The organism is Rhizobium sp. CC1099 (assembly GCF_029714385.1).
Lineage (GTDB): Bacteria > Pseudomonadota > Alphaproteobacteria > Rhizobiales > Rhizobiaceae > Rhizobium.
Window position 1 is genome coordinate 3377155 of the sequence record NZ_CP121641.1, and the last position, 18251, is coordinate 3395405.

16 protein-coding genes are annotated in these 18251 nt (G+C 60.4%); 8 read left to right on the forward strand and 8 right to left on the reverse strand.

Going from position 1 to position 18251, the window contains the following annotated elements:
• Positions 1-7 precede the first annotated feature (7 nt).
• From dgoD to QA644_RS16915, 3 genes are all read left to right on the forward strand, one after another.
• Entirely contained in the window at positions 8-1156 is a 1149-nt protein-coding gene (dgoD, locus tag QA644_RS16905; protein ID WP_074069761.1) for a galactonate dehydratase, read from the forward strand.
• A 100-nt stretch (positions 1157-1256) separates the two neighbouring features.
• A complete protein-coding gene (locus QA644_RS16910; RefSeq protein WP_022715982.1) occupies positions 1257-1655 on the forward strand; it encodes a DoxX family protein in 399 nt (132 codons plus the stop codon).
• A 92-nt stretch (positions 1656-1747) separates the two neighbouring features.
• Entirely contained in the window at positions 1748-2527 is a 780-nt protein-coding gene (locus tag QA644_RS16915) for an SDR family NAD(P)-dependent oxidoreductase (protein WP_022715983.1), read from the forward strand.
• A 2-nt stretch (positions 2528-2529) separates the two neighbouring features.
• Here QA644_RS16915 and QA644_RS16920 read toward each other — a convergent pair whose 3' ends face one another.
• Together QA644_RS16920 and QA644_RS16925 are read right to left on the reverse strand one after the other, a co-directional pair.
• Entirely contained in the window at positions 2530-3747 is a 1218-nt protein-coding gene (locus QA644_RS16920; protein ID WP_239596809.1) for an adenylate/guanylate cyclase domain-containing protein, read from the reverse strand.
• A gap of 60 nt (positions 3748-3807) precedes the next feature.
• The gene (locus QA644_RS16925) at positions 3808-4830 is read right to left on the reverse strand and encodes a LacI family DNA-binding transcriptional regulator (protein ID WP_283069653.1); all 1023 of its coding nucleotides are present in this window, start codon (positions 4828-4830) and stop codon (positions 3808-3810) included.
• Positions 4831-4922: 92 nt separating this feature from the next.
• On the opposite strand from QA644_RS16925, the gene QA644_RS16930 reads away from it, so the two are divergent.
• From QA644_RS16930 to QA644_RS16945, 4 genes are all read left to right on the forward strand, one after another.
• Positions 4923-6110: a phytanoyl-CoA dioxygenase family protein gene (locus QA644_RS16930; RefSeq protein ID WP_283069655.1), complete on the forward strand. Its 1188-nt coding sequence runs from the start codon at positions 4923-4925 to the stop codon at positions 6108-6110.
• 197 nt (positions 6111-6307) lie between these two features.
• Entirely contained in the window at positions 6308-7129 is an 822-nt protein-coding gene (locus QA644_RS16935; RefSeq protein ID WP_283069657.1) for an SDR family oxidoreductase, read from the forward strand.
• A 100-nt stretch (positions 7130-7229) separates the two neighbouring features.
• Positions 7230-8141, forward strand: a complete 912-nt coding sequence (locus QA644_RS16940; RefSeq protein ID WP_283069659.1) for an SMP-30/gluconolactonase/LRE family protein — start codon at positions 7230-7232, stop codon at positions 8139-8141.
• A gap of 50 nt (positions 8142-8191) precedes the next feature.
• The gene (locus QA644_RS16945; RefSeq protein ID WP_283069661.1) at positions 8192-10435 is read left to right on the forward strand and encodes a glycoside hydrolase family 2 TIM barrel-domain containing protein; all 2244 of its coding nucleotides are present in this window, start codon (positions 8192-8194) and stop codon (positions 10433-10435) included.
• A gap of 6 nt (positions 10436-10441) precedes the next feature.
• On the opposite strand, the gene QA644_RS16950 is transcribed toward QA644_RS16945, so the two are convergent.
• The 5 genes from QA644_RS16950 to QA644_RS16970 all read right to left on the reverse strand — a co-directional run bounded on the left by QA644_RS16950 (position 10442) and on the right by QA644_RS16970 (position 15666).
• Entirely contained in the window at positions 10442-11557 is a 1116-nt protein-coding gene (locus QA644_RS16950; protein ID WP_283069663.1) for an ABC transporter ATP-binding protein, read from the reverse strand.
• Between the two features lie 4 nt (positions 11558-11561).
• The gene (locus QA644_RS16955; protein ID WP_283069665.1) at positions 11562-12443 is read right to left on the reverse strand and encodes a carbohydrate ABC transporter permease; all 882 of its coding nucleotides are present in this window, start codon (positions 12441-12443) and stop codon (positions 11562-11564) included.
• A complete protein-coding gene (locus tag QA644_RS16960) occupies positions 12440-13321 on the reverse strand; it encodes a sugar ABC transporter permease (protein WP_239596793.1) in 882 nt (293 codons plus the stop codon). The genes QA644_RS16955 and QA644_RS16960 overlap by 4 nt, the downstream gene beginning before the upstream one ends.
• 85 nt (positions 13322-13406) lie before the next feature.
• Complete coding sequence (locus tag QA644_RS16965; protein ID WP_239599703.1) at positions 13407-14612, reverse strand: ABC transporter substrate-binding protein; 1206 nt, start codon at positions 14610-14612, stop codon at positions 13407-13409.
• A gap of 265 nt (positions 14613-14877) precedes the next feature.
• On the reverse strand, positions 14878-15666 hold the full coding sequence (locus QA644_RS16970) for an endonuclease/exonuclease/phosphatase family protein (protein WP_239596791.1): 789 nt from the start codon (positions 15664-15666) through the stop codon (positions 14878-14880).
• Between the two features lie 65 nt (positions 15667-15731).
• Here QA644_RS16970 and QA644_RS16975 point away from each other — a divergent pair, with 65 nt between their 5' ends.
• On the forward strand, positions 15732-16703 hold the full coding sequence (locus QA644_RS16975) for a lysylphosphatidylglycerol synthase domain-containing protein (RefSeq protein ID WP_283069667.1): 972 nt from the start codon (positions 15732-15734) through the stop codon (positions 16701-16703).
• Here the strand turns inward: QA644_RS16975 and QA644_RS16980 are convergent.
• Positions 16653-18185 carry a phospholipase D-like domain-containing protein gene (locus QA644_RS16980; protein ID WP_283069669.1) on the reverse strand — a complete coding sequence of 511 codons (1533 nt, stop codon included), beginning with the start codon at positions 18183-18185 and terminating at the stop codon, positions 16653-16655. The genes QA644_RS16975 and QA644_RS16980 overlap by 51 nt on opposite strands.
• Positions 18186-18251 lie beyond the last annotated feature (66 nt).

Consider the following 18251-nt stretch of genomic DNA (forward strand, 5'->3'; position numbering starts at 1 on the left):
TGAACCCATGAAGATCACGAAACTGACCACCTATATCGTTCCGCCGCGCTGGCTGTTTTTGAAGGTCGAGACCGATGAGGGCGTGGTCGGCTGGGGCGAGCCGGTGGTCGAGGGCCGGGCTCTGACCGTGGAAGCCTGCGTGCACGAGCTTGCCGACTACCTGATCGGCAAGGATCCATTCCTCATCGAGGACCACTGGAACGTCATGTATCGCGGCGGCTTCTACCGCGGAGGCGCCATCCACATGAGCGCGCTTTCCGGCATCGACCAGGCGCTCTGGGACATCAAGGGCAAGGCCCTTGGCCAGCCGATCCATTCGCTACTCGGCGGCCAGGTGCGCGACCGGATCAAGGTCTACAGCTGGATCGGCGGCGACCGCCCGTCGGACGTCGCGCGCAACGCCAAGGAGGTCGTCGCGCGCGGCTTCAAGGCGATCAAGCTCAACGGCTGCGAGGAAATGCAGATCGTCGACACCAACGAGAAGGTCGAAAAGGCCGTCGAGACCATCGCCACCATCCGCGAGGCGATCGGCCCGCATATCGGCATCGGCGTCGATTTCCACGGCCGTGTCCACAAGCCGATGGCAAAGGTTCTGGCCAAGGAACTCGAGCCCTACAAGCTGATGTTCATCGAAGAGCCAGTGCTTTCCGAAAACAGGGAAGCGCTGAAGGAGATCGCCAATCATTGCTCCACGCCGATCGCGTTGGGCGAGCGGCTCTACTCGCGCTGGGATTTCAAGTCGGTGCTTTCCGACGGCTATGTCGACATCCTCCAGCCGGACCTTTCGCATGCCGGCGGCATCACCGAGTGCCGCAAGATCGCGGCGATGGCGGAAGCCTATGATGTGGCGCTTGCCCCGCATTGCCCGCTCGGGCCGATCGCGCTTGCCGCATGCCTGCAGGTCGATGCGGTTTCCTACAACGCCTTCATCCAGGAACAGAGCCTCGGCATTCACTACAACCAGGGCAACGATATCCTCGACTACATCTCCAACAAGGACGTCTTCAAGTACGCCGACGGCTTTGTCAGCATTCCCCAAGGGCCGGGTCTCGGTGTCGAGGTCGATGAGGCCTATGTCATCGAGCGCGCCAAGCAGGGCCACCGCTGGCGCAATCCCATCTGGCGTCATGCCGACGGCAGCTTCGCCGAGTGGTGAGAACCAACAAGGGTCGCGTCGAGCGGCCCTTTTTGTTGCACCGTGTAGGAGGCAGCGCGTGCCATCCGTCATAGTGAAAGCTCACAGCAGGAGATTTCAAATGACCAGAGCAATCGCAGTGATCGTCGCACGCATTATCTTCAGCTTCATCTTCTTCATGGCGGCTGGCTTCAAGTTTGCCGACATGGGCGCCACGTCAACCTATATCGCCTCCGCCGGTTTTCCGATGGCCGGCTTCCTGGCATGGGTCGCGGCCTTCTTCGAGATGGCTTTGGCGCTAGCCTTGATAACAGGTGTCTTCTTTACGGAGGCAAGCCTGCTTGCCGGCACTTATGTCGTCTTCCTGGCATTCGCCTTTCATGGCCCGTCACGCTGGACGGATAACCAGGCGGAATTCGGCTTCTTTATCGACCACTTCAGCTTCCTCGCGGGACTTCTATTTGCCGCCGTGCACGGGCCGGAGAAGTGGGCGATCCGCCGCAGCCTGGTGAGGCTTTAGGGCCGCCAGCGAGATAACTTCGCCCTCGCGCCGGAACCATGCCCCCCATTCGAACATTGCCCTAACGCAAAACCGAACGAGGGATTGGGAAAATGGAACTTCAGGGAAGAACTGCACTGGTCACCGGCGCGGGTTCCGGCATCGGAAAGGCGACCGCTCTGAAGCTCGCCGCAGAAGGCGCCAGGGTTGCCGTTTTGAGCCGCACCGGCCGCGAGGCGAAACAAACCCGCGACGAAATCCGCTCCGCAGGCGGGGAGGCGATCTCGCTGACGGCCGACACCAGCGACGAGGGCCTGATGCGCGACGCAATTGCAACGCTTCTCGGCAAGTTCGGAGGCATCGACATCGTCGTTGCCAATGCCGGCATCAATGGCGTCTGGGCGCCGATCGACGACCTGAAGCCGGAGGAGTGGGACAAGACCATGGCCGTCAACCTGCGCGGTACCTATCTCACCCTCCATCTCACCGTCCCGCATATGAAATCGAACGGCGGCTCCATCATCGTCGTCTCCTCGATCAACGGCACGCGGACCTTCACGACGCCTGGCGCGACCGCCTATACCGTCACGAAGGCCGGCCAGGTGGCGATGGTGCAGCAGCTGGCACTGGAACTCGGCAAGCACGGAATCCGCGTCAATGCCGTCTGCCCGGGCGCCATCGACACCAATATCAGCGACAATACCCGAAGCCGTCACCGCGAGGAGACGGAAATCCCGGTCGTCTGGCCGGAAGGCGAAATTCCGATCAGCGGCGGCGAGGCAGGGCATAGCGCGGATGTCGCCGAAGCCATCCTCTTTCTTGCGACAGAGCGCTCGCGTCACATCACCGGCACACCGATCTGGATCGATGGCGGCCAAGGCCTGCTGCGCTAGGGTCAGCCGCCGAGCCGCGCAGTTTCCAGCGTGTAAAGCTGCTGCGGCCGCTTGACGCCGCGTAGCGCATAACGGCCGATGCAGGCGAGGCCGCTGCGCTGAGCCTCAGGAATAGCAGCTGCAAAATCCGATGACATCAGTACGTTGAGATCGACCGACCGGCATATCGACGCGATGCGGCTGACCTCGTTGACCGCCGGACCAATGACCGTGAAGTCCAGCCGTTCCTGGCTGCCGATATTGCCGTAGAAGACATCGCCGATATGCAGGCCGAGATAAACGTCGGTCGTCGGCCTGCCATCGGCGGCGCGCTCTTGATTGAGCGTCGAAAGCCTCTTGCGCAACAGACCTTCGGCACGCAATGCCGCGCGGCACGCTTCGGATTGCTCCTCATCCTTGAAAATCGCAAGCACACCGTCGCCGATGAGCTTCAACACGTCGCCACCTGCCTCATGGATCGCGGAAATCACCACTTCGCTATATGCGTTGAGCAGCGGCAGAATTTCTTCCGGCGGCGCGCTATCCGATATCTTGGTGTAATTCAGAAGATCCGAAAACCAGAGTGCCGCCGAAATTCGTTCGGACTTGCCGCGCGTGATCTTGCCCTCCAGCACCTGCTTCGCTGCATCCTCGCCTAGATAGACCTCGGCGATCGTGCGCGCGATGCGGCCGAGCGCGATGCACTTGATTGCCAGCGCCAGGACCGGCACCAGCTTGCGCAGGATGGCAAGGTCGTGGTCGCAAAAGCCTTGCGGATGCCGGGTCGTAAAATGCGAGAAAAAGCAATCCATCTCGCCGATCGTACCAGCTTTGGCGAAGCGATGTACCATGGCGACGAAATCGGTGTGGCCCGCTTCGGCCATCTCGTCGAGCATGACGAAATCCGTCGGGTCGCCGAAGCCGATGCGGCGGCGCACCTCGCTCTCTTTGCCGGACCAGAGATAGTAGAAGGCCGAACGTTGCCAGTTATCCCGCGCACTGCCTTCGCCGGTCGGACCGTATTCGAATTCGGTCTCTATATCCTCCTGGCTGTCCCACCGGAAGGCACGGCCCTCGTGCACCGGGTGCAGTGTATCCATAAGCGCCATGCCGCGATCGAGCGGCAGGCCGAATTCGCGGCAGGAAATGCAAAAGCCGGTCAGCAGCTCGACTTCGGAGGCACCCTTCAGTCCCTGTTCCGTCAGCCATGCGGCCACCGTTCCGACGTCGCTATATTCCATGTCGCCGATCCTCACTGTTGAAACCTGTACCCCGATTTCGCCGGCAAGGGAAAGACAAACTCAGCCGGGTACGGGCATATTGTAAGGCGTTACGATTTCGACGGTCGACAGCGAAGGCGCCGCGGGATGGCCCGAAAGCTGGCGGCCGATGATGGTCCGGAAGGCAGAGCGGGCGTCCATGCGCAAGTCGTGATGCAGCACGAAGCCGATCTTATGCGCAGCAAGCAGAGCCCGGTTATCGGCATCGAGATCATGAGCGACGAAGATCAGGATCCGCCGCTGCATCGCCTCGAAGGCCGCCAGAACCGCCTTGTTACCGCCGCCGATCGAATAGACGGCATTGATCGCCGGATCGTCTGCGATGGCGCGTGCCGTCTGCGTACCGGTCGCCGCATCGGTTCCGTGTCCCTCGCTGATTTCTGTAATGCCGATCTGCGGATAGCGGTCCCGGACGAGGCGGCGAAAGCCGATTTCCCGCTCTTCTTCGCCACGAAAGCGGCCGCTCGACAACGTCACCAGCACCTGGCCGGGGGCGCCGGAAAAGCGCTCGCCAATCAGATAGGCAGCCGTCTCTCCCGCTGCCCGGTTGTCCGCGCCCGCGTAAGCGGCGCGCAGCGAATTCGGCAGGTCCGTCACCAATGTGACAACGGGAATGCCCGCTTCGTCCGCGCGCGCTACGGCCGCGACGATCTCGGGGACATCGGGCGCCTTCAGCACGATCCCATGCGTTCCGCGAAGCCGAATGCGGTCGAGAAGCAGGACCAACTCGGCTGGCTTCATCACCTCGGCAAAATGGAAGCGGCAGCGGAAAACCGTCGGCAGGAATGTCGCAACCTCGGCCTCGAACGCCGCCCGCACGGCAGTGCTGAAACGGTCCGGCGTCTCCATGACGATATCGATCGCGAACTTTCGTCCCGCGGTCTCCGCGCCGGTCTGCTGCTTCTCGAGTTCAACGATGGCAGCCCTGACACGCATCTCGGTCTGGCGCCGTACGCCGCCTCGTCCATTCAAGACGCGATCGACGGTTGCGGTGCTCAACCCCGCTTGAAAGGCAATATCCTTGACGAGGAATATATGCGCCATGCCCATACTGATGGTTTTTTGATGGATTTCTGATCTATAACACGCTCATCCTCGGCGTATAGTGCCATCATCAGAGATGGAGGAGCCGCCTGATGAAAACCGATAACCCACAGAAACTCCGTGCCGATCGCGTCTGGCTGACCGAGGATGCCTGCGATCTCGGCGATTTTCGTGCACTCGCCGAGAAGACCACGTTGCTCGCCGACTATCCGACGGCCGACAGGATCGACAAGAACGTGCTGATCTACGAGAGCCGCAAGGTTACCGCCGCGATCGCCGATCCGCATGGCCGCCGCGCCGTTCTCGCCGAGATATGCGAAGCTTTCGGCGAAGGCCCGGGCGTGGTCGTCTTCAAGCACGCCTATGAGGACACGAGCGTTATTGATCGGGCCAGCAGGATCTTCGATGACCTTATCGAGGGGCAGCATAGCACCTCGACCGGCGGCGGCGACCATTTCGCCAAGCCCGGCGCCAATGACCGCATCTGGAATTCGCTGGAAAAGCATTGCCTCGCTGATCCGGCAAATTTCGCTAAATATTACGGCAATGCCATTGTCGCTATCGCCAGCGAAGCCTGGCTCGGACCGTGCTACCAGATGACGGCCCAGGTCAACCGCGTAAACCCGGGCGGTGCAGCGCAATCCGCCCACCGCGACTACCACCTCGGCTTCCAGGCTTCGAAAGTAATCGAGCAGTTCCCGGCCCATGTGCACCGGCTTTCTCCAGTGCTGACGTTGCAGGGCGCGGTCGCGCATTGCGACATGCCGCTCGAAAGCGGGCCGACGCTCTTCCTGCCACACAGCCAGACCTATGTACCCGGCTACCTCGCGTTGAAACGGCAGGAGTTCAAGGACTATTTCGAGGAAAACCACGTCCAGCTGCCGCTCGAAAAGGGCGATGTGGTCTTCTTCAATCCCGCCCTTTTCCATGCCGCCGGCACCAACCGCTCGGCAAATATCAGGCGTGTCGCCAATCTTCTGCAGGTGTCGTCCGCCTTCGGCCGCGCGATGGAAACGGTAAACCGTGAACGGATGAGCGCGAAGTTGTTCCCGGCTCTAAAGGCGCTGAAGGGCAGGCTCTCCGACGCAGAAATCGCGAATGCCGTCGCCGCTTGCGCCGAGGGATACTCCTTCCCCACCAATCTTGACCGCGACCCGCCCCTCGGCGGCCTTGCCCCGAAGACGCAATCGCAGCTCATGCATGAGGCGTTGAGGCAAGGCTGGAGCGACGAGGCATTGGTGACGGCGCTGGCCGAACAGGCGGAGAGGAAGTTGAGCTAGGGAGGTTAGGCTGGAGCAAGCCGACCCTTCATCCGATCCTCCGGGCAAACCATCGTCGCCACACGTTTCTTCTGCCCACCGAGGAGAAGGTGCCTGCAGGCGGATGAGGGGCGAGCGTCCGCACTGACAGCAAACGAGGCCCTCGCCCAACGGGGGGCCATTCGCATATCATCGCCACACATCAAGGGAGGAACCATATGACCACAGACCATGGCCGTCTCGACGGCAAGATCGCGATCGTCACCGGCGGCACGCAGGGGCTCGGCGCGACGATCGCCCGGCTCTTTGCGGAACGCGGCGCAAAAGGCATCGTTATCTGCGGCCGCAATGAACAGAAGGGCAAGGCGAAAGCGGAGGAGATCTCGTCGAGAACCGGCTCCAAGGTCGTCTATGTCAAAGCCAATCTCGGCAAGGTCGAGGACGCGCGCAATGTCGTCCATGTCTGCGACCAGTCCTTCGGCCGCGTCGATGCGCTGGTGAACGCAGCGGCGATTACCGATCGCGGAACGATCCTCGATACAAGCCCGGAACTCTTCGACGCCATGTTCGCCGTCAATGTCCGCGCGCCATTCTTTCTGATGCAGGAAACCGTCAAGGTCATGCGTCGCGAGAAAATCGAGGGCACGATCGTCAATATCGGCTCGATGTCCGCCAAGGCCGGCCAGCCCTTTATCGCCGCCTATTGCGCATCGAAGGGTGCGCTGGAAACATTGACGAAGAACACGGCCTATGCGCTGCTTCGAAACCGTATCCGCGTCAACGGTCTCAATATCGGCTGGATGGCGTCTGAGGGCGAGGACCGCATCCAGAGAGAATATCACGACGCGTCCGACGACTGGCTGGCGAAGGCCGCGGCAAGCCAGCCCTTCGGCCGCCTCGTCGATCCGGAAGAAGTTGCCCGCGCCTGCGCCTATCTCTCGTCTGCCGAATCCGGCCTGATGACTGGCTCGGTCATCTGCTTCGACCAGTCGATATGGGGCGCATATGACGGATCACCGCATCCGGCGGCAGCCCTTTGAAAAATCGCCAGAGCCCGGCGCATTTGCCGCACCGGGCTCTGGCACGCATCGCCGTTTATGTTTACGAAGAACGCATATCGCTTTGGGGAGGAGCCAATCAGTGTCGGAAGATATCCTCTATGAGATTCGCGACGACCGCTTCCGCAGCCTGATTGCAGGAAGCGCCAGGCTGGAGGAACTTTATACCGGCTGCCGCTGGGCGGAAGGCCCTGTCTGGTTCTCTGATCTCAATTGCCTGATCTGGAGCGATATCCCGAACGAGCGCATGCTGCGCTGGGTGCCGGATGGCGGCGTCTCGGTCTTCCGTTCGCCATCGAATTACGTCAACGGCAACACCCGTGATCGTCAGGGGCGCCTGATCTCCTGCGAACACGGCGGCCGTCGCGTCACGCGTACGGAGCCCGACGGCAAGATCACGGTGCTGGCCGACAGCTATCAGGGCAAGCGTCTCAACTCGCCAAACGACGTCGTCGTCGCGTCCGACGGCTCGATCTGGTTCACGGACCCGAGCTACGGCATCAAATCGGACTACGAGGGCCACAAGTCGGAGCCGGAACAGGAGACACGCAACGTCTACCGCATCGACGCGCAGAGCGGCGTCGTCGAAGCGGTGGTTACCGACTTCATCCAGCCGAACGGCCTTGCTTTCACTTCCGACGAAAAGCAGCTCTACATTGCCGATTCGGGCTCTGCCGATCATGACGTGCCGCGCCATATCCGCGCCTTCGACGTCATCGACGGCAAGAGGCTCGCCAATAGCCGTTATTTCTGCTCAATCGACAACGGCATACCGGATGGCTTCCGCTTCGACACCAGCGGAAATCTCTGGAGCAGCGCCGCCGATGGCGTGCATTGCTTCGCCCCGGACGGTACCTTGCTCGGCAAGATCAAGGTGCCGCAGACCGTCTCCAACGTCACCTTCGGCGGCCAGAAGAAAAACCGCCTGTTTATCACCGCAACACAGTCGCTCTATTCAATCTACACGACGACGAATGGCGCACAATATCCATAAGCGGCTTTGCCGGCCGCGCCAATCAGACAGGCTTTAAAGAGGAGTCCGGGATGCGGTCCGTCGTCTCGTTCAATGAATCCTGGAGTTTCCACGAAGGCTTCGGCCAGCAGCTTCTCGACGCTTTCGACGGCACGACGAGCGTCAGTCTGCCGCACACCGCCGTCGAGCTGCCCTTCAACTATTTCGACGAGAAGATCTATCAGCGCGCCTTTACTTATCAGAAAGTCTTGCGCTGGCTGCCTGAATTCGAAGGCCGCGAAGTATCGATCGTCTTCGATGGCGCCATGGCCGATAGCGTCGTCTATCTGAACGGCGAAGAGATCATCGCTCATAAGGACGGCTACACGCCCTTCGAGGCCCGCCTCACCGGCAAGCTTGTTAAGGGCGACAACCTGATCACCGTGAAGATTGACGGCAGCGAGAACCCCGCAATCCCGCCCTTCGGCGGCCGTATCGATTACCTCACTTATGCCGGCATCTATCGCGATGCCTGGCTTAAAGTCACCGGCGCGGTTTCGATCCGCAACCTCAAGATCGAAACCGCAAATGTACTCTCCGACGTCAAATCCGTTCGCGTCCGCTGCGATCTCGCCAACCCGCAAAATGCCGCCTTTCTTGGCACCGTTACGGCTTCGCTGAAGGACACATCCGGCACCGTCATCGCGACCGCGAGCGGCGATACGACGGGCGAAGACGTGACGCTTTCCTTCGAAAGCCTTAGGGATATTTCGCTTTGGGACATTTCCAGCCCCGCGCGCTATGAAATCACCGTCGACCTGAAAACCAGCCACGGCTCGGATCGGCTGTCGTCGCATTTCGGCTTCCGCACCGCCGAGTTCACGCCGGATGGTTTTCTGCTCAACGGCAAGCCGCTGAAACTGCGCGGCCTGAACCGCCACCAGGCATTTCCTTATGTCGGCTACGCGGCCGGGCGCTCGGCGCAGGAGCGTGATGCCGATATCATGAAATCGGTGCTGAAGTGCAATATCGTCCGCACCTCGCACTATCCGCAGTCGAAATGGTTCTTGGACCAGTGCGACCGCATCGGTCTGCTGGTTTTCGAGGAGATCCCCGGCTGGCAGCATATCGGCGACGTGGAATGGCAGCAGGAGTCGATCCGCAACGTCCGCCGCATGATCGAACGCGACTGGAACCACCCGTCGATCGTCATCTGGGGTGTGCGCATCAACGAATCGCAGGATAGCCACGACTTCTACGCCGAAACCAACCGGCTCGCTCGCGAGCTCGACCCGACCCGCAAGACCGGCGGCGTGCGCTACATCACGGAAAGCGAGTTGCTCGAAGATGTCTACACGATGAACGATTTCATCCTCGGCAACGAGGAACTGCCCGGCGCCAATCGCCCACGCACGGCGCTTCGCAGCCAGCAGGAAAACACCGGTCTTGATCGCAAGGTGCCGTACCTCATCACCGAGTTCAATGGCCACATGCATCCGACCAAGATCTACGATCAGGAAGCGCGCCAGGCAGAGCATGTGCGTCGTCACCTTGAGGTGCTGAACGCCGCCTACGGCGATCCGGAAATAGCCGGCGCGATCGGCTGGTGCATGTTCGACTACAACACCCATAAGGATTTCGGCTCCGGGGACCGCATCTGCTATCACGGTGTGCTCGACATGTTCCGCGAGCCGAAGTTCGCCGCCTATGCCTATTCCAGCCAGTGCGATCCGTCTGACGAGATCGTCATGAAGCCAGTGACATTCTGGGCGCGCGGGGAGCGCAACATCGGCGGCGTTCTGCCTCTGATCATTCTTACGAACTGCGATGAGGTCGAGCTGAAATACGGCTCGATCACCAAGCGCATCGGTCCGGATCGTGAAAATTTCCCGCACCTACCCCACCCGCCCGTCGTGCTGGACCATCGGCATTTCACGGCCGATGAGCTTGGCACGTGGGGTTTTGAGTGGCTCGACGGCGAGTTTACGGGTTATATCGACAGCCAGCCCGTAGCCAGATTGCGGCTTGCTGCCGATCCGCTGCCGACGACGCTCGACGTGGTGGCCGACAGCGGATCGCTGAAAGCCCGCGAGCGCGACACGACGCGCGTCATCATTCGCGCGCTGGACCAATATGGCCAGCGACTTCCCTTTCTGCATGACAGCGTGACACTGCGCGTCGATGGTCCGGCCAAGATCGTCGGCCCCTCCACTATTCCGCTGCAGGGCGGCACGGCTGGTTTCTGGCTGGAAGCAAACGGACTCACCGGCAACATTACGGTCGAGGCAGTCTCGTCCCGCTTTGCACCTGTCACCCTGCATGTAACGGCCGTCTGACGGACGCTATGCGATCCGGAGCTGGCTCTCCGGATCGAAGAACACCGCCTTGTCGAGATTGAAGGCAAGGCGCGTGCTCTGACCAGGCTGAATACCGGCATCGGCGCGCAGCCGCGCAATGACCGACTTGCCGCCGAGCTTCGTCACGGCGAAAGTGTCCGAGCCTGCGGGCTCGACCACCTCGATCGCACAGTCGCCTTCCGCCAGCGACTTTGCCTTGCGGTCGGCGCCGTCCGGATCGGTCAGCGCTTCCGGGCGAATGCCGAAGATCACCTTCTTGCCGGCATAGGAGGCCAGGCTGTTGCTTGCGGTCGGAACCGGCAGCTTTAAGGCTTCGGCGTTCGGCCGGTCGAGTGAAACCTGCAGGCCGCCGGCGCTGTTTTCCAGCGTCGCGTTGAGGAGATTCATCGCCGGCGATCCCATGAAGTCGGCAACGAAGATATTGGACGGGCTATTGTAGATTTCGGCGGGTGTGCCGAACTGCTGCAGCACGCCATCCTTCAGTACGGCGATCTTGGTTGCCAGCGTCATCGCCTCGATCTGGTCGTGCGTGACATAGACGATCGTCGTTTTCATACGCTGATGCAGGCGCTTGATCTCGGTGCGCATATCGACGCGCAGCTTCGCATCGAGGTTCGACAGCGGCTCGTCGAAGAGAAAGACCTGCGGATTGCGCACGAGCGCGCGGCCCATCGCAACGCGCTGGCGCTGACCGCCCGAAAGCTGGCTTGGCTTGCGGTCGAGCAGATGGCCGATCTGCAGCATGTCGGCCACTTCCTTGATCGCCTTTTCGCGCTCATCCTTCGGCACTTTGCGGATTTCCATGCCGAAGGCGATATTCCCCGCGACCGTCATATTCGGATAGAGCGCGTAGGATTGGAACACCATAGCAATGTCGCGCTGAGACGGTGCCAATCCCTCGACCGAGCGGCCGTTGATCGCGATGTCGCCGGACGTGATCGGCTCAAGACCGGCGATCGTATTGAGAAGCGTGGACTTGCCGCAACCGGACGGGCCGACGAGCACCAGGAAACCTCCCTTCTCGATCTCTATATTGATGTCCTTCAGGATCTCGAGCGAACCGTAGGATTTGCGCAGGTTGGAGATTTTGAGAAACGGCATGAGGCTATCCCTTGACTGCGCCGGACATCAGGCCACGCACGAAATAGCGGCCGGAGACGATGTAGACGACAAGTGTCGGCATGGCGGCGAGGATCGCGCCTGCGAAGTGAACATTGTATTCCTTAACGCCGGTGGATGACGACACGAGGTTGTTGAGAGCCACCGTCATCGGCGTTGAATACGGTCCGGAAAACGACGCGCCGAACAGGAAGTCGTTCCAGATATTGGTGAACTGCCAGATGACGGATACCACAATGATCGGCGCCGAAGACGGCAGCAGGATGCGCCGGAAGATTTGGAAGAAGCTCGCTCCGTCGATCTGCGCCGCGCGCACCAGCTCGGTCGGAAATGCCTCGTAATAGTTGCGGAAATAGAGCGTCGTGAAGCCGAGGCCGTAGATCACATGAACGAAGATCAGGCCCCAGATCGAGCCCGCAAGACCCAGTGTGCCGAGGATGCGCGCCATCGGGATAAGCACGATCTGAAACGGGATAAAGCAGGAAAGCAGCAGCATCCCGAAGAAGATGTTCGATCCTGGAAAGCGCCATTTGGTGAGCACATAGCCGTTCAGCGCACCCATGATCGTGGAGATCGCGACCGCCGGTATGACCATGAGGATCGAATTGATGAAGAAGGGTCTGAGGCCCGTCGGCTGTACGCCGACCTGCGCCGTCGACCAGGCGGATATCCAAGGCTCGACGGTCCAAACCTGCGGCAGGTTCAGCATGCCGCCCTGGCGGATTTCCTCCAGCGGCTTAAAGGAATTGACGAGCATCACGTAGAGCGGCAGCAGGTAATAGACGACGAAGAGGATCAGCGCCGCGTAGATCAGCGCTCGGGTCAGCCTGTCATGGGACATCGCGTTCTGCGGATTGGGTGTGCTCATCTGCTGTTGCCCCCGCGAACTTCCGAATAGAGATAGGGAATGATGATAGAGAAGATCATCGCCAGCATGATGATCGCCGAAGACGCGCCGATACCCATCGAATTGCGGGTGAAGGTGTAGGAATACATGAAGGTCGCGGGCAGCTCCGTCGCCTGCCCCGGCCCTCCGCCAGTCAGGGCCACGATCAGGTCGTAGGCCTTGATCGCAAGATGCGCGAGCACGACGAAAGCCGAAAGAAACACCGGCCGCATCAGCGGAATGATGATCCGTCGGTAGATCGTCACCGGCGAGGCGCCATCCACTTGCGCCGCCTTGATCATCTCGTTGTCGACACCGCGAAGGCCGGCGAGGAACATCGCCATGACGAAGCCGGACGACTGCCAGACGGCAGCAATGACGACGCAGTAGATCGCGTAATTTCGATCCTTGATCCAGGTGAAGGAGAAGCTCTCCCAACCCCAGAGATGCATGGTGTTTTCAAGTCCGATGCCGGGATCGAGGAACCATTTCCAGGCCGTGCCGGTGACGATGAAGGAAAGCGCCATGGGATAGAGGTAGATCGGCCGGATAATGCCTTCGCCGCGGATCTTCTGGTCGAGCAGGATCGCTAGGAACAGGCCAAGCACCGAACAGATGACGATGTAGAGCGAGGCGAAGATCGCGAGATTGCTGATCGCCCGCCACCAGTGCGGCAGCGCCCAGAGCCTCTGGTAGTTGATAAGCCCGACGAGATTGTAGGAAGGCAGCATCTTGCTGTCGGTCAGCGAAAGATAGCCGGTATAAGCGATGAAGCCATAGACGAAGATCAGGACGATGACGAAGCTCGGCGCGAGCACCAGTCTCGGCAATATATCCTGCAATCGGTTGCGACTGTTCATGGTCGGGCATCACCGTCGATACGTCTGTCTGGAAGAGAGGCCCGGAGCGTTGCCGTTCCGGGCCGTGAGGATCTGCTAATGCCGGTTACTTCGCAGCGGCAACGGCGGCGGCAAGTTCCTTGACAGCTTCGTCCGACGACAGTTCACCATTGAACTGACGGGTAACGACATCGTAGATCGCATTCTTCACAGCAGCCGGATTGGCATGGCCGTGAGCCATGGAGCCCATCAGCGTACCGTTGGTGTTGGCCTCGGCGAGATCCTTGATCGCCTTCTTGCCGCAGGCGTCGAAATCCGTGTCCGGAACGTCGGTACGAGCGGGAACTGAACCCTTGACGACGTTGAAGGCCGACTGGAAGGTCGGGCTTTCGATAGCCGAAGCCATCACAAGCTGGGCCGGAACCTTGTCGGCAGATACCTTGAACATCGCGAACTGGTCGGAGTTGAAGGTCACCGAGCCCTGCGTGCCCGGGAAACGCATGCAGACGAAGTCCTTGCCTGGCTCCTGCTTGGCCTTCAGGAATTCACCCTTTGCCCAGTCGCCCATGAACTGCAGCCCGGCCTTGCCTTCGATGACCATGCCGGAAGCAAGGTTCCAGTCGCGGCCAGAGAAGTTGTCGTCAACATAGGTGCGGAGCTTAGTCATGCGATCGAAGGCTTCCTTCATCTTGTCGCTGCCGAGCGTTTCCGGATCAAGATCAATGAAGGCCTTCTTGTAGAAGTCGTTGCCGAGCGAAAGGACAACGGCGTCGAAGATAGTCGCATCCTGCCACGGCTGACCGCCGTGGCCGATCGGCGTAATACCCTGTGCCTTGAACTTGTCGAGAAGAGCGACCAGCTCATCCCAGTTTGCCGGCTCCTTGCCGCCGGCCTTATCGAGGGCCGCCTTGTTGATCCAGACCCAGTTGGTCGAGTGCACGTTGACCGGTGCGGCGATCCAATGGCCGTCATATTTGGAAAAGTTCTGCAGAGCGGTCGGAACGACCTTGTCCCAGCCTTCCTTGGAAGCAATATCGTCGAGGTTGCCGAGGGCACCTTCCTTGGCCCAGTCGAGAATGTCGAAACCGAGCATCTGGACAGCGGTCGGCGGGTTGCCGGAGGTAACACGGGCACGCAGCACGGTCATTGCTTCGGTGCCGCCGCCACCCGCCACCGGCATGTCGGTCCAGGAGATGTCTTTGGACTCGAGGTCCTTCTTCAGAACGTCGAGAGCCGCGGCTTCGCCGCCGGACGTCCACCAATGCAGGACTTCCACGTTCTCGGCCGCGTAGGCTGCCGTACCTGCCATCATCACGGCAGCAACGGCTGCCGAGCCCAAAAACTTGCGCATGATATTCCTCCCGTTCGCAAGTAAAGCGGCGAGACCCTCCTCGTCCGCCGATGTCTCCCGCAGTCGAAGCGGCAAACATGCCCCGCAACTCTCCCAGTCGCGGTTGATAATTTAAAGCGTTATAAAACGAGCGGCGTCAAGTCTTTCTCGACTCGTGAGAAAAATCGGCCCTTATTGTATAAATTATTGAAAATATTTAACTTCGGCAGGCGCTTCCAGTGCCCGCTTAAAACGAGATTTCCCTTCGCCTGATTGCCGCACCCGGCAATATGGTAGCCAGCAGCGGCAGGTGATCCGAGGCCCGGCGCACGAGCGGTGTCGCGGTGACCGTCGCAGATGTCACGCCAATCCCGTCCGATACGAAAATATGGTCGATCCGCAGGATCGGCAGCCGGGAGGGATAGGTCGGGCGGGGACGCCGCGCGGCGAGCAGCTGCGTATCGCGGAAATGCCGCGCCAGCATTTTGTAAGCCGGCGATGACGGGACAGCATTGAGATCGCCGCAGATGATCGCGGGAGCCGCCTGGAATTTCTGGCTTCCAATCCATTCCCTGCCGAGCAGCGTCGTCACCTGCCGCATCCGATCGATGCCGCGCAGGCCAAGATGCGTATTCAGCAAGTTCAGATGAATTCCAGCCATTTCGATCTGCACCCATATCGCCCCGCGCATCTCGCCTACGGAGGGTAACGGCCCGGCTTTCATCAACCGGGTCGGCATGGCTGTCAGGATGGCATCGCCGTACTGCTCCTCCTCGACATGCAGCGCCGGATGAAAGTGGGCCTGCATCTTCAAGAGCGAAGCGATCGCATGTGCCTGGTCGATGCCGCCCGTGCGCTTGCGGCCGACATCCAGTTCCTGCAGCGCAATGATGTCCGCGCCGGTTTGCGCGATCACATCGGCGATGCGCGCTGGTTCGATCCGCCGGTCGGTGCCGATGCAGCTATGCACATTGTAGGTCAGGATTTTCAGCTCGCTGCCGGTCGATTCCGGCAGAACGGAGGAGAATGTGCTCATCCCGGGGGAACTTGCTTTCAGCCTGTTTCGTTCCATCTCCGGAACTCCAACGAAACGGGGCATTGATGTCCATCAAACGCGTGCTAATCAATCTGGCTCTCGTTTTCGGCCTGATGCTTGCGGCCTTTCTCCTCTACAGGGTCTTCAGCCGTTACACCTTGAGCGACGTCTTGGAATCGATCGGCACGATACCGGGAGCCCGCATTCTCGGGGGCCTCGGCTTTGCGGCCGCCTCCTACCTCTGCCTGACCGGCTTCGACTGGCTGGCGCTGCGCTACGCCGGCAGGCCGCTGAGCTATCCGAGGGCCGCCATTGCCTCGTTCACCAGCCTCTCGATCGGCCATAATCTTGGCTTTGCAGCGCTGAGCAGCGGCGCTGTGCGCTACCGCTTCTATTCTCGCTGGGGCTTGAATGCCGAAGAAGTTGCAAAGGTCATCCTGTTTTGCGGCGTGACCGTAGGCATCGGCCTTTCGGCCCTTGCGGGCATCGCCCTCATCATCAATCCGCAGGATGCCGCAAATCTCCTGAAACTCGGCCCGGCCAGTCTGTTCGCGCTTGGCTGCGCCTGTCTCAGTCTGCCCGTAGTCTATGTCATTCTGTCCGCCATCGTCCGCACGCCGCTGCATCTTTGGAAATGGTCTTTCGAAATGCCCCGCCTGAAGCTCGCATTGGGCCAGGTCGTCATCGGCACGGTGAATTTCATCTTCGTCGCAGCCTGCCTGCATCAGATGCTGGCCGTACAAGGCCAGGCGAGCTACGTGCAGACGGCCACGGCATACGTGCTCGCCAATATCGCTGTCCTCGTTACCCACGTACCTGGCGGTCTAGGCGTCATCGAGGCCACCGTCAGCTATGTCCTGCCCGGCGCCGCCTCGATAGGGGCACTGGTGGCCTTCAGGGTGATTTATTTTCTGATTCCGCTGCTGATCGGCCTGCCGGTCTTCGCGATCAGCGAAGTCGTCGTTCCGAAGCCAAAGCAGGTACCGTCAGAAGATCGCTCTCAACAGTCGGCTCATGCGCAGACGCAGCTTCTGTAGCGGCCGGTAAGGTCGCCGGGGGTCCACGAAAGCAGTTCCGATGATCGGCGATGTCTCGCCTCGCGCACCGATCGCAAAGTGGCGAAGGCCGCGCTTACGGGTGTTCAGCACGTCTATGGCGTTGAGCAAAGACCGCTTCGCCGTCTCCATGTCTCTGACAGCTTCGCTCGTCGCATCGAGATGCTCGGCAATCAGCCGGTGGCGAAACGACGTTATCGCCCGCCGGTGAGCAGCACTTTCCGCCTCGATCGCCAGGTCGCATTCCGTATCGAGTCCCTCCGAACGATTGTTGAGATTCGAAGAGCCGATGCGAATGAAACGGTCGTCGACGATGATAAGCTTCGAATGGATGCCAACCTCCTGCTCGCCCCCCTTCCCGTCCGGGACCACCGGGTACATCACGCGCAGCCGGTCATAGCGATCGATGCGCTTCAGCCTGCGGATCAGCCGGTCGCGGTTGCGGCCCATTGCCAGCTTTTCGATCAGTCCGTGTGAACTCTTCGTAACCAGAACAGCAATCTCCGGGCCATCTGCCTCCTTGAGGCGTTTCGCGATGACCCGCGCCACGCCGAAGGAGGCAAGATATTGGGTCTCGATATAGATGTATTTCCTTGCCGCATTAATGGCATCGCGCGTCAGCCGAAAGGCTTCAAACCGCCCGCGTTTGCCGATCCATCCTGGCTCGGTGAGGGCAATCGCCGCCGTCACATTCTCCATTTCCGGCGGGAGCGTATGCGGCCATGACACGCCGCCCTGCGGAGTTACTTCGACCAGCTTGCCGGTCGCCTGCTTCCACCGCCGGCGGCACACGTCGCCGATCAGCCGCGCAGCGCTGCCTGAGACCATCGACTGCATATCATGCACAGGATCGTATGGCACACCGTCCGGAGCCTTTCGAAGCGGATTGTCGGCCCGATGATCAGGCTCATCCCAGCGCCGGGCGGTCAAATCTACACCGCCGAGGAAACCGATGCTGTCATCGATGGAAACCAGTTTCTGATGGTGGCAGCCACGCAGAGGATGGCGCAGATCGAAACGCAGGCTGATCTGCGGATGTGTGGAGAAGCCGTTTTCCTTGAAAAGCTTCAAGGATTTGCCGGAATAGACCGGCCCCATGCCCCAGATCAATATCCGGATCTGCAGCCGCGGATTTTCATCGGCAAGCGCCAGCAGAAGTTCGCCGAGCGTTTCCGAGCTTTGATGTGGCCTCAGCCGGATATCGGGATTGAAATCCCAGCCGATGATCCAGATCGAATGTCTTGCCTGTCGCAGAACCTCATCAAGCGCTGCGAAATAGGCAGCGCCGTCAACCAGAAAAGCCGCCTTATCCGCTTTGCCAACTCGCCAGACGTTTCGTCCGTTGCGGATAATGCCGCCCGGAATGACCGGAAGAGCGGCGCGGCGCCGACGCGCGACCGTCGTGATATAATCAATTGCTTTTGTTGTCTTACGGCTATCGGATACGGCTCGAAAATCGGTCATTCGCTGTCCAGCGCCCTTGAATATTATGCGCTGGAAACGCCCGAAATACGCGGCTTGTTCCCGGAT

Excerpts from the sequence above, each read along its gene's own strand:
- QA644_RS16945 (WP_283069661.1), top strand. The coding sequence starts at position 8,192 with ATGCGGTCCGTCGTCTCGTTCAATGAATCCTGGAGTTTCCACGAAGGC.
- QA644_RS16955 (WP_283069665.1), bottom strand. The coding sequence starts at position 12,443 with ATGAGCACACCCAATCCGCAGAACGCGATGTCCCATGACAGGCTGACC.
- QA644_RS16915 (WP_022715983.1), top strand. The coding sequence starts at position 1,748 with ATGGAACTTCAGGGAAGAACTGCACTGGTCACCGGCGCGGGTTCCGGC.
- QA644_RS16910 (WP_022715982.1), top strand. The coding sequence starts at position 1,257 with ATGACCAGAGCAATCGCAGTGATCGTCGCACGCATTATCTTCAGCTTC.
- QA644_RS16920 (WP_239596809.1), bottom strand. The coding sequence starts at position 3,747 with ATGGAATATAGCGACGTCGGAACGGTGGCCGCATGGCTGACGGAACAG.
- QA644_RS16975 (WP_283069667.1), top strand. The coding sequence starts at position 15,732 with ATGTCCATCAAACGCGTGCTAATCAATCTGGCTCTCGTTTTCGGCCTG.
- QA644_RS16960 (WP_239596793.1), bottom strand. The coding sequence starts at position 13,321 with ATGAACAGTCGCAACCGATTGCAGGATATATTGCCGAGACTGGTGCTC.
- QA644_RS16970 (WP_239596791.1), bottom strand. The coding sequence starts at position 15,666 with ATGAGCACATTCTCCTCCGTTCTGCCGGAATCGACCGGCAGCGAGCTG.
- QA644_RS16980 (WP_283069669.1), bottom strand. The coding sequence starts at position 18,185 with ATGACCGATTTTCGAGCCGTATCCGATAGCCGTAAGACAACAAAAGCA.
- QA644_RS16965 (WP_239599703.1), bottom strand. The coding sequence starts at position 14,612 with ATGATGGCAGGTACGGCAGCCTACGCGGCCGAGAACGTGGAAGTCCTG.
- QA644_RS16950 (WP_283069663.1), bottom strand. The coding sequence starts at position 11,557 with ATGCCGTTTCTCAAAATCTCCAACCTGCGCAAATCCTACGGTTCGCTC.
- dgoD (WP_074069761.1), top strand. The coding sequence starts at position 8 with ATGAAGATCACGAAACTGACCACCTATATCGTTCCGCCGCGCTGGCTG.
- QA644_RS16925 (WP_283069653.1), bottom strand. The coding sequence starts at position 4,830 with ATGGCGCATATATTCCTCGTCAAGGATATTGCCTTTCAAGCGGGGTTG.
- QA644_RS16935 (WP_283069657.1), top strand. The coding sequence starts at position 6,308 with ATGACCACAGACCATGGCCGTCTCGACGGCAAGATCGCGATCGTCACC.
- QA644_RS16930 (WP_283069655.1), top strand. The coding sequence starts at position 4,923 with ATGAAAACCGATAACCCACAGAAACTCCGTGCCGATCGCGTCTGGCTG.